We start from the raw sequence: 11,595 nt of genomic DNA, 5'->3' as shown, positions 1-11,595 counted from the left end.
ATTAAAGCATACTTTATTAATAAGGTTAATCGTTATTTAACATCAACTCGGGTCGGTTAATGAATACATATTTAGCCAATACAAACAATTTATCAATAACCTAAAAAGACACGTTTAAATTTATGCCAGACAAAATAATCACTACTTTAGTTTTATCTAGTCACATAGCGTGATTTTAGTCACAACAGCTAGCTATTAGTTAAACAATAAAAACAGCCATGGCTGATGTTATTAGATTCTGTCGCCAAACTTATCGATAATAGCAACGGCACCATCACAAACCGCAATGATAGATTTATCCAGTTTAAAGCTTGCGGGGATCACAACTCGACCGGTTTTACTTTGCGGAAACGTGCGCACTTCATGCATAAGTTTTAATGATATATCACTATAAAAAATGATAGTAATAAGGCGATGTTCAACATCGTTATGTTCGTCCATTAATAATTTGCAACCTTTCAAATTTAGCTTTATAACTAGATGAATTAATTAAAATTCTACAGCAGAAATACAAAGTCGTCATGCAATTAATTAACTATCTTTTTTTATTATATTAAACAACACCTCACTTTTTTCACGTAACATTTTAATAGCACTTCAATAACATTTCACTGGTGTTTTTGGCTAGTTTCATTGATATTAAGTTACCTTTATTTTGACCAAAAAAAAACGCCCTAATGGGCGTTTAGACTAATCTAACGGGTTATTTTTCTTTTGATTTTCTGTCTAGCTCTTCAATCTTTACTTGCCAAATTGCTGGCCCAGTGACATGAACTGATTCACCTAAACTATCAACAGCGACAGTGACTGGCATATCTTCAACCACAAATTCGTAAATAGCTTCCATACCCATATCTTCAAAAGCCACTACTTTTGCTTTCTTAATAGCTTTAGAAACTAAATAGGCTGCGCCACCCACCGCCATTAAATAGACCGACTTATGGTTTTTAATCGACTGAACGGTTTCAGGGCCACGTTCGGCTTTACCGATAGTGCCGAGCAAACCCGTTTCTGCAAGCATCATTTCAGTAAACTTATCCATACGGGTTGCTGTTGTTGGTCCTGCTGGGCCTACGGCTTCATCGCCTATCGCATCAACAGGCCCCACGTAATAAATAAATTTATCCGTAAAGTCAACCGGCAGTTTCTCTCCAGCAGCTAACATTTCTTGAATGCGTTTATGCGCTGCGTCACGACCGGTTAAAATGGTGCCGCTAAGTAAAACGGTTTCGCCAGTTTTCCAGCTACTAATATCAGTTTTTGATAACTCATCAACGTTAACGCGACGAACATTTTCACCCACTTCCCAGGTGATTTCTGGCCAATCTTCTAATTTAGGTGGCGTTAAGTCGGCAGGACCGGAGCCGTCAAGATGAAAGTGTACATGACGAGTTGCCGCACAATTTGGGATCATCACTACGGGTTTTGACGCCGCATGAGTCGGCACTGACATGATTTTGATATCAACAACCGTTGTTAAGCCACCCAAGCCTTGAGCGCCAATACCGAGTTTATTTACCCTATCGTAAATTTCTAAACGTAATTCTTCTTCGGCATTTTCTGGACCACGGTCGATAAGGTCTTGAATATTGACGGGTTCCATTAAGCTTTCTTTAGCTAATACACCGGCTTTTTCAGCTGTTCCACCAATACCTATGCCCAGCATGCCGGGCGGACACCAACCAGCGCCCATAGTGGGTAACGTTTTAACAACCCAGTCGGCAATAGAATCACTTGGGTTTAACATCGCCATTTTAGATTTGTTTTCACTGCCGCCGCCTTTGGCCGCGATCATCACGTCTATTTGATCACCTGGCACCATCTCAATGTGCACAACCGCTGGCGTATTATCTTTCGTGTTGATGCGCTTACCTGCAGGGTCAGAAACAATAGATGCACGTAATGGGTTATCAGGATTAAGATAAGCACGACGCGTGCCTTCATCGACCATTTGCTGCACTGTCATATCCGTGTTATCCCACTGCACAGCCATACCCACTTTGACGAAACAGGTAACAATACCGGTATCTTGACAAATAGGTCGCTTGCCATGAGCCGACATACGCGAGTTAATTAAAATTTGCGCAATGGCATCTTTAGCTGCCTGGCTTTCTTCTTTGTGGTAAGCCTTTTCAAGTGCTTGAATAAAATCTAGCGGATGGTAGTAAGAAATATATTGCAGCGCGTCTGCAACACTTTCGATTAAATCTTTTTGTTTAATAATGGCCATAACGGTCTCTTTTTTATTAATTGGGCGAGAGAAGAGTTGAAAGTTATAAATTTGCCGATATCATACCTTGCTTGTTAAAGACCTACTAGTATCAAATGGTCTAATAATAACGATCAAATATAGCAACCCCACTTCGAACTGCAGCATTGAATAACTCAAGGTAGTTTGAATATAATGACTTAACATAAAACCTGTGAGAATATTTTGCCGACTAATTCCCCAACGCAGCTATCCGCTAAATTACTGCAGCTTGATCTAAGCTTCGATAGTCAGTCACTTTTTGCCACACTTGCTGAGCAACCTTGGGCAATGTGGCTAGACTCCTGTGAAAGTAGCCATGTTGATAGCCGCTATGACATTATGGTTTGGCAACCTCATACCACACTAACCACTGTCGGTAATGTGACTCGCATTAATCATAAACTCGACAACAGTGAGTATCACAGTCATGACGACCCATTATTGTTGTTAAAACGTGAACAAAAGGCGATCTTTAGTCATCTCGAGATTACTGAACACGACTTGCCTTTTAAAGGCGGTGCAGTCGGCTATTTCGCCTACGATTTAGGTAAACGTTTTGAGGCCATAAAACAGCAAAACAGTAAAGATATTGATATACCTGAAATGGCCATTGGTATTTACCAACATGCGGTAATCTATGATCGAAAATTACAACAATTTTGGTTGTTATGTATTGATGAACAAAGAGCAGATTTCATTGCTTTTTTTAACCGCGCCCTGTTGCAAAATAAAGCGCAAGCTGCTGAACAAGTAGTTCAGCTAAAAGTGCCAGAAAATAATTTCAAGTTAATTACGCCGTGGCAATCAAATATGGCGCCTGAACAATATCACGATAAATTTAAGCAAGTGCATGACTACCTACTGTCTGGCGATTGTTATCAAATCAATCTAGCCCAGCGTTTTACCGCCCAGTATGCCGGTAGTGAATATCAAGCGTATTGTGCCTTGAGACAAGCAAATATAGCTCCTTTTTCAGCTTTTTTACGTTTTGAGGAGAGTGCTGTTTTAAGTATTTCACCCGAGCGATTTTTACAACTGGTCGATAATAAAGTACAAAGTAAGCCGATTAAAGGTACCCGCCCACGCAGCGATGATGCAGCCCAAGATCACGCTAACGCCATTGAACTGCAGCAAGCCAGTAAAGATAAAGCAGAAAACCTGATGATAGTTGATCTGTTACGTAATGATATTAGTCGTGTTTGTCTACCCGGTACAGTAACCGTGCCAGCACTTTTTGCCATTGAAAGCTTTCCAGCCGTGCATCACTTAGTAAGCACGGTTGAAGGGAAGATAGACCCACAGTATGATGGCAGCGATTTATTACGTGCAGCGTTTCCTGGCGGTTCTATTACCGGTGCACCAAAAATAAGAGCCATGGATATCATAGAAGAATTAGAGCCTCACCAACGTAGTATTTATTGCGGCTCTATTGGATATTTGTCAGCTTGCGGTAATATGGATACTAGCATCACCATTCGCACTTTAGTTTGTCACAATCAGCAAATACATTGTTGGGCTGGCGGTGGCTTAGTCGCCGATTCAAATGTTGACAGCGAGTATCAAGAAACTTACGATAAAGTGCGTAAAATTTTGCCGGTATTAAGCCAACTAAACTCGGCATAATCTAAGGTCGAGTATCAAAGATAAAGCCCCCCCGAACGCCAAGTAGCCCCGGAGAACTTGGCACTTTTAGAGTAGCGTTAAGGTGTGTATGACTAGAGAAGAATTTATACAGCGCTTTCAAATGCAAGCATTACCCGCTTCAGCACATAAATTTCGCTACCAACATAAGCTTAAAAGTGCCGCGGTGTTGATCCCCATTGTCAATCATCAAGGCCAGCTTGAAGTGGTATTGACCAAACGTGCCAGTCATCTTACCCATCACCCAGGACAAATCAGTTTTCCAGGTGGGAAAGTCGAGCGCTATGATGATGATATGATCGCAACAGCACTGCGTGAAACACAAGAAGAAATAGGCCTACACGCTAGCTGCATAGAGGTACTTGGGCAACTTAAACCTTACCAAACTATATCAGGTTATGAAGTAACGCCGATTGTCGCCCTTATTTCAAATAACAGCAGCTATCAAATTGACCTAAATGAAGTTTCAGAAGTGTTTCATGTGCCTTTATCACACTTTTTGCAACGACAACATCATATTCAAGTACCCGTTTATCATGATGGCAAGCAACACAATGTGCACTATATGCCTTATCAAAACTACAATATTTGGGGAGCAACCGCCGCTATGTTGCATGACTTGAGTATTTTATTAAACCAAAGAAACTAGCGTGATACGCATTAAATGAACAGTCAATTAATGAATATCACGCTTGAGCCAACCGATAAAAAATATTAGCTATAGTTATACCCATTGAACCGAATTTTTGTTTTGCATGTTGAAAGCTTTCAGCTACAATAACCGAACAAAATTTTAATTCCACCCACTTATAACAGTATATATTCAGGTTTTCTTATGATTAGTGTATTTGATATGTTTTCAATCGGAATTGGCCCATCCAGTTCTCATACCGTTGGCCCAATGAAAGCAGCAAAATTGTTTGTTCAAAATCTTATAGCAGATAATAAATTAATTAAGACAGATCGCGTGAAATGTGAACTGTTTGGCTCATTAGGTCAAACAGGTATTGGTCATGGTACCGGTAAAGCCGTTATTCTGGGGTTAACGGGGCAAAGCCCTGAAACCATTCCAGTTGATTCTATAGAATCTATTTTAGCTGAGGTGGTAGCGAGCGAAAAAATAAACCTGAATATGCAGCATTTTGTCGCTTTCCCTAAAGCCAATGCCATTATCTACCATCGCAGAAAATCCCTGCCCGCACATGCTAACGCCATGACATTTTTTGCTTATAGTGGTGATCTTGTCATCTTCGAAGAAACCTATTACTCCATTGGTGGCGGGTTCATTGTTAAAGATTGCGACTTTGAAAAAGAAAAAGACAAAGCCTTATCAACTCATGCCAATATTGATCGCCCTCACCGCTTTTCTAGTGCTGATAAGCTGTTAGAAATAGCCAACGAAAAAGGCTTAAGTATTAGTACCATCATGATGGATAACGAGAAGTGTTTGCAAGATGAAGCAAGTATTCGCTCGGGTCTAATAGAAATATGGGATGCCATGAAAGCAAGTATTGCACGTGGCATAGTCACCGAAGGTATATTGCCTGGCGGTTTAAAAGTCACTCGCAGAGCGCCCGCTTTACACAGAGCACTATGCGTTGAAAAAAATGCCGACCCACTGTCAGCCATGGATTGGGTTAATTTATTTGCCTTAGCGGTAAATGAAGAAAATGCAGCCGGCAGTCGTGTGGTAACCGCGCCAACCAATGGCGCGGCAGGAATACTTCCTGCGGTATTATCCTATTATGATAAATTTATTAAACCCGTAGATGACCAAGACTGTATTCGTTATTTATTAACCGCAGCAGCCATCGGTATTTTATATAAAACCAATGCTACTATTTCTGGCGCAGAAGGCGGATGCCAAGCAGAAGTAGGCGTTGCATGTTCAATGGCAGCCGGTGCATTAACAGAAATTATGGGTGGAACCCCAGAGCAAGTAGAAAATGCCGCGGAAATAGGCATGGAACATAACTTAGGATTAACTTGTGACCCCGTAGGAGGCCTAGTACAGGTTCCTTGTATCGAACGTAATGCCATGGGTTCAGTAAAAGCAATCAACGCTTCTCGTTTGGCACTTAGAGGTACAGGTAAGCAAAAGGTATCATTGGATAAAGTGATCAAAACCATGTGGGATACAGGTAATGATATGAAAACCAAATATAAAGAAACCTCACGTGGTGGCTTAGCGGTTAATATTACCGAGTGTTAGTATTCACTTTCATGTAAAAATCAGCTCTTAAAAACAAAAAAACCGTATTAAATAATACGGTTTTTTTATAGCTACTTTTACGTTTAACGCATAGGTAACTTAATATTGGCAAACATTTCATCTATCTCAGCATTATTCTTCAATAAGATAGCTTTGGTGACTAAGTCTCGATTTAAATGTGGCGCAAAACGCTCAATAAAGTCAAACATGTAACCCCGTAAAAAAGTACCACGCCTAAAGCCAATTTTAACCGTACTTGGACTAAATAGATGACTTGCATCGATAGTCACTAAATCATGGTCTATTTTTGGATCCATCGCCATGGTGGCAATAACTCCAACACCGACCCCAAGCCGCACATAAGTTTTAATCACATCAGCATCAGTTGCTGTAAAAGCAATTTTAGGTTCAACACCCATTTCATTAAAAGCAGCATCTAGTTCTGAGCGACCAGTAAAGCCAAAGACGTATGTTACTAAGGAATATTGAGCGATATCTTCAATAGTGATATTTTGTTTACTAGCGAGTGGATGATCCGCTTTTACAATAATACTGCGATTCCAATGGAAACAAGGCAGCATCACTAAATCGTTGTACAAATGTAAAGACTCGGTGGCAATAGCAAAGTCAGCATCACCTTTACTTGCCGCATCACTAATTTGAGCTGGTGTGCCTTGATACATATGCAATGAAACTTTTGAATATTTCTTCATGAAGCCTTGAATAACTTCAGGCAAAGCGTAACGTGCTTGAGTATGAGTCGTTGCAATACGCAGCTTGCCCTCATCGGGTTGCGTATGTTCTCGAGCAACCGCTTTAATCGCTTCAACTTTCGACAAAATCTCTGTCGCTATGTTAATAACTTCATTACCCGCAGGTGTAACATGAGTTAAGTGCTTGCCACTGCGGCCAAAAATTTGAATACCGAGTTCATCTTCAAGCATTCGTACTTGCTTACTAATACCAGGTTGCGAGGTAAAAAGACTTTCAGCGGTGGCGGAAACATTTAAGTTATTATTAAGTACTTCGACGATGTAGCGGAGTTGTTGCAGCTTCATAATTACCATTCAGAGTTTTCTTAGACGAAAAATATATACTTAAATAGACATTTATTCCATATTATTTTTTACATTAGGTGTAAATAACTTACTGATTACCCATTTGTTCACAAAATAAACCGCTAATCTGTTAGTCGAATCGAGCACATAAAATGTCACAAACAAGCTAATGTAGCCAAATACTTAAAAGAAGCCGCTTTATCCTTTGCATCATCGAACAATTTTTGTAGACTGGCGTATTAGTAATTTATATTTATCATAATAGAGAATTAAACATGGGCATTATCTTCGCTTTAATTATCGCTTTAATTATCATTGTCGTGGTACTGGGTGCAATTCAACAGCACAAAGAAAAAGTACAACGTGAAAAGCGAACTAAAGCAGCAAAACAAAAAGCCATCATCGATGAAACGGAAGAATTACTTTTAAGTATTGCCAACCTACCAAATAATCCACATTTAGTTCTGATACTTAATAACCGCAGTTTAAATGCAGCAAAATCTATGGCGAGAATATTACCAGATGATAAGCCGTTAATTAAACGCATAAGAGAAATGCAAGAGCGTGTCAATACTAGCCAATCTAACACTAGCCATCAAGCCGGTGAGCAAATTTTTATTTTGCCTGACAATGAGCAACAATTAGTCGCTGCTTTGCAATGCATAAAAAAGTTGCGAGTGATATTAAAGTCAGAACAGTCAAAAGGTAATTTAGATGCACAAACCCTTGCTCAAGAAGATAATAAATTATCTGCTATGCAACTTAAAATTGGCGTAGAAACCTTGCAAAAACGCGGTGTAATAGCCTATCAAAAAGAAATGCTGGGATCGGCAAGACAATATTTAGAAAAAGCCCTACAAACGATATCAGAAAGCCCTATTCAAACTGAATACTGTCTTAGCAAGCGTGAGGAAATACAAAGCGTGCTAGAAGATATTACTTCTTCGTTGAACAATACAAATGCTAAAGATGCCGCTAAAAAAGCCAAAACAGAAGAAGATGATTTAGACTTACTATTTCAACCAAAGAAAAAGTGGTAATTTTTTATTTGTGGCAAATAGCTGTCAGCAATGCCAGTTGTTATGGCTAACTTCTGATGAAAACGCCAAAAAATCATATCCCTTATATTACTCTACCCTCTTTTTTGCGTCGGGTGCTAAAGGCCTACGCACTTAAAGCCTTAATCCGTGAGCAAGGCTGCGAAATTAGCCGCATAGGTCGCTCACGGAACTGGCAGTTAAAAGCAACTTTTGAACAACTAGAACAAACCATTAGCCTGATAGAGCAAAGTGAAGAAACAAGTTGGCAATGGCTAGCAACACACCTATCCAAACAGCGTAAAAATTTAGGCTTTGACATGTTATTAACTATTGCTCAAAACAAACCTGAGATAACAGTCTCTGAGCTCATGCAGCGTACCGACTGCACAATAGCGGAAGCGAGACGGGTAATCGACACCCTAGAATTTGGTTAACATAAAGCTTCGCAGCCATTGCGTTAGTTAACTACCTAATTAGCCATAGTTAAGCTCAGTTTACGTGAAGAAGTGTTCATTGTAGCTTGGGTTCAACGCAGATCTGGATAATTCTAACGGGCACAGGTGGCCAATAATTGAAGAAAATAAGTATGCCGAGAATGTTTTTTGTTATTGAGAAATTCCAGTTTCAGGTGCCTCAGCTTTTAGGCTTAACTCATTAAAGTTAAGGACTGAGCTAAAGTTAGAAGTAAATCAATACAACAAATAGATTAGCAGAAGTAGCTCGCAAAAATAATCGGATAACATACTGATAAATTGATGCATTTTATAAAGAAAGTGATACATCAGCGCAATAAATCACTTTATTACAGAAGAGATTCAGATGAACCCAGAAAATAAAACCGTACTGTTATTCGATCTTGATGGCACTTTAGTTGATAGTGCTCCCGATCTTGCTGCAGCGATAAACAAAATGCTACTAGCATTAAACTTAACGACATTTCCCCAAGAAATTATCCGTAGTTGGGTAGGTAATGGTGCAAAAACCTTAGTTGAACGTGCTTTACATCACTCTTTGAACAACAATACAGCTGTAAATAACAGCTTAAGTGAAGCAAAAGTAAACAAAGCTTTGGCGATTTTCTTAAATTACTACCGACAGTGTTTATGCGTTGAATCAAGGTTATATAGGGGAGTAAGAGAAACCTTATTAGCCTTAAAGAATCAGGGCTATCGGTTAGCGATTATCACCAATAAACCCACAGAGTTTATCGAACCTATTGTTAGAGGTTTTGGACTTGAAGGTTTATTTGAGTTACAACTGGGTGGCGACAGTTTAGTCGAACGCAAACCGCATCCTTTACCACTTTTACATGCTTGTGAAACATTAAAAGTCTCAGCAGCGCAATGTCTAATGATAGGTGACTCTAAAAACGATATTTTGGCGGCAAAGGCGGCGAACATACAAAGCATTGGCTTAACTTATGGATATAACTATGGTGAAGATATTAGAGTCTACCAACCTGACTGGTGCCTAGATAACTTCGCTGAGTTGTTAGACTTACTCAGATAACATAAAATTAGCTAACATAAAATTTTTCGCTAACGCTGCAGGATAATCCCGTTGGCGAGCAAACATAATCGCTTTATTAGTCACCTCTACTTCTGAACATTGTAAAGTGATAGGAAAATAATAGTCATGTAAATGCTCTCCCACTTGTGCTGAGCTAACTAAACCAACATCAAGCAAATTTTGTAAAATAACATCCGCGGCTGTCAATGCAGAAGATGCTTTTACTATTTCGGTACGAGCATAATGCTTACCATAAAAAGAAACGTCTGCCGCACGTAAGGTAGCATCATCGCCAGGTATTTGTTGTGCACCAAACATAGGCTTAGCTGCAACGTTTGCTTGCGAAAAACTAGTTATGTATTGTGCAAGGTATTCAATAGAACCGACTGTTCTATCCTTTATTAACTTTTCCGGCCATTGTTGCTCGATTTTTTTAATAAACCGCGATAACAATCTAGGCTGTGCACTCTGCTCGGCGCTGGCCACTAACCCTTTGTCAAATAAAGTAATGTCTTGTGTCATACCATGTAATTGAAAATAACCATCTGGGTAAGGCGTTAGCTGTGCCATGCCATTGGGTGTGCCACGTTCACCATAAAAAACCACTTCTGGCCACAAGCCCTGGCATTGCGCCCAATGAGCAACATATGCAGCTTTAAATTCAACCATACGTTCGCGCTTAGCGTGCAGCATGTCATCAATCTCACCACTCTTAAAGCCACAGGCGTTAATAACATAATCAAAATCAGTCTGTTGTTGATTGTTATCTTGAGAGTTTTTATAAGTTACACGCCACTTTTTTGCGCTAGCTTGGTGTTCAATATTGACGACTTGGCTATTAAGTTTTAGCTGACAACAAGGTAATTTTTCAATCGCGAGTGTGGCGATAGCAGCCATACGAAAAGCAGACCAACCATATTCTTGCACAAGCAGAACGGGAAATTTTAATTTGTCTAAATCCACTTGTTGAGCAAAAGCCACCAACCAGTCTTCATTGGCTTCAATCTGAGTGGGTAAAACTCGTTTCGCTAAGCTCTCTAAAGCATTGCGGTCAAATAACAGAAAATATTGCTCAGGATCACCCAGCACTTTATTACTAATATTTTGCTGTACGAGTTCAGCGTAACGTTCACGCAGTTTATTTAAGCGAGGTAATAGATCAATAATCTCACCTTGATCTGTTTTCGGTAAGGCAATAATAGTCGGGCGATAGTTAACACTATGCGGAAAAACTTTTACCGTGTCTATTGACTGCTCCAACAGTGTTATACATTGTTGTTCAGAAATCTCTCGATATAAATTACCACCGGCATGCAAATGACAAAAAGGAGGGCCATTCACCAAACTCTTGCCTTTTTCTATCAACGTAGTGTTAATGCCTAGTTCAGCAAAACGTAAAGCAATAGTTGATCCCGCCACTCCGCCACCAATAATACCGACTTTTACACTTGAGTTTATAAATGGCTGTTCAGGAGTTAAGATTTTATTCATAAAGTTGACAATATAATACTTTCATTGGGAAGTTTCACGTAGAAGAACGTCATTTACATAGGGTATATGGACTATAAAACTATTTTGATGTACTTTTTTATATTGAAAAATAGTGCTTAAATAATCACGATACATAATAAAAATTAGTAGTTAAATAATCAAGTGATTCTGCATTAATATCTTGATATAAGTTATTCAAAACTAGCAATTGACTGAGGTTGGAGGGTTTTCTTAACGCTTTGTAACCTTTTATATTGTATCAAGCTAACTCAAGCTTTATTTATCAAATGCCAGAAAGCAAAAAACCCGTAGCGTCAGCTACGGGTTTCTCTAAATAGAAGCCTAGCAATGTCCTACTCTCACATGGGAACTCCCACACTACCATCGGCGCTA

At 39.5% G+C, this 11,595-nt stretch carries 10 protein-coding genes; 6 read left to right on the top strand and 4 right to left on the bottom strand.

The window, feature by feature from the left end; translation table 11 throughout:
* Window positions 1-231: 231 nt before the first annotated feature.
* Together H4J41_RS08320 and H4J41_RS08315 are read right to left on the bottom strand one after the other, a co-directional pair.
* Entirely contained in the window at window positions 232-441 is a 210-nt protein-coding gene (locus H4J41_RS08320) for a TIGR02922 family protein (RefSeq protein ID WP_182135611.1), read from the bottom strand.
* Window positions 442-703: 262 nt separating this feature from the next.
* Entirely contained in the window at window positions 704-2,230 is a 1,527-nt protein-coding gene (locus tag H4J41_RS08315; protein ID WP_182135610.1) for a fumarate hydratase, read from the bottom strand.
* A 243-nt stretch (window positions 2,231-2,473) separates the two neighbouring features.
* On the opposite strand from H4J41_RS08315, the gene pabB reads away from it, so the two are divergent.
* From pabB to H4J41_RS08300, 3 genes are all read left to right on the top strand, one after another.
* Window positions 2,474-3,874 (top strand): aminodeoxychorismate synthase component I, encoded by a 1,401-nt coding sequence (pabB, locus tag H4J41_RS08310; RefSeq protein ID WP_404842447.1) that lies wholly within the window; start codon window positions 2,474-2,476, stop codon window positions 3,872-3,874.
* A gap of 88 nt (window positions 3,875-3,962) precedes the next feature.
* Window positions 3,963-4,541 carry a CoA pyrophosphatase gene (locus H4J41_RS08305; RefSeq protein WP_182135609.1) on the top strand — a complete coding sequence of 193 codons (579 nt, stop codon included), beginning with the start codon at window positions 3,963-3,965 and terminating at the stop codon, window positions 4,539-4,541.
* Between the two features lie 186 nt (window positions 4,542-4,727).
* Window positions 4,728-6,104, top strand: a complete 1,377-nt coding sequence (locus H4J41_RS08300; protein WP_182135608.1) for an L-serine ammonia-lyase — start codon at window positions 4,728-4,730, stop codon at window positions 6,102-6,104.
* An 83-nt stretch (window positions 6,105-6,187) separates the two neighbouring features.
* On the opposite strand, the gene cysB is transcribed toward H4J41_RS08300, so the two are convergent.
* Window positions 6,188-7,162: an HTH-type transcriptional regulator CysB gene (gene cysB / locus H4J41_RS08295; RefSeq protein WP_182135694.1), complete on the bottom strand. Its 975-nt coding sequence runs from the start codon at window positions 7,160-7,162 to the stop codon at window positions 6,188-6,190.
* A gap of 275 nt (window positions 7,163-7,437) precedes the next feature.
* Here cysB and H4J41_RS08290 point away from each other — a divergent pair, with 275 nt between their 5' ends.
* From H4J41_RS08290 to H4J41_RS08280, 3 genes are all read left to right on the top strand, one after another.
* Complete coding sequence (locus H4J41_RS08290) at window positions 7,438-8,202, top strand: hypothetical protein (RefSeq protein ID WP_182135607.1); 765 nt, start codon at window positions 7,438-7,440, stop codon at window positions 8,200-8,202.
* Window positions 8,203-8,258: 56 nt separating this feature from the next.
* Window positions 8,259-8,636 (top strand): ribosome recycling factor family protein, encoded by a 378-nt coding sequence (locus H4J41_RS08285; protein ID WP_182135606.1) that lies wholly within the window; start codon window positions 8,259-8,261, stop codon window positions 8,634-8,636.
* 385 nt (window positions 8,637-9,021) lie between these two features.
* Window positions 9,022-9,711 carry a phosphoglycolate phosphatase gene (locus tag H4J41_RS08280; protein ID WP_182135605.1) on the top strand — a complete coding sequence of 230 codons (690 nt, stop codon included), beginning with the start codon at window positions 9,022-9,024 and terminating at the stop codon, window positions 9,709-9,711.
* Here H4J41_RS08280 and H4J41_RS08275 read toward each other — a convergent pair.
* Complete coding sequence (locus H4J41_RS08275; RefSeq protein ID WP_182135604.1) at window positions 9,700-11,202, bottom strand: FAD-dependent oxidoreductase; 1,503 nt, start codon at window positions 11,200-11,202, stop codon at window positions 9,700-9,702. The two genes, H4J41_RS08280 and H4J41_RS08275, sit on opposite strands and share 12 nt — an antisense overlap.
* Window positions 11,203-11,595 lie beyond the last annotated feature (393 nt).

It is taken from the genome of Colwellia sp. MB3u-45 (genome assembly GCF_014077005.1).
Taxonomy (GTDB): Bacteria; Pseudomonadota; Gammaproteobacteria; order Enterobacterales; family Alteromonadaceae; genus Cognaticolwellia.
The sequence above is the reverse complement of the archived record's forward strand: the minus strand, read 5'-3'. Positions and strand labels throughout refer to the sequence as shown.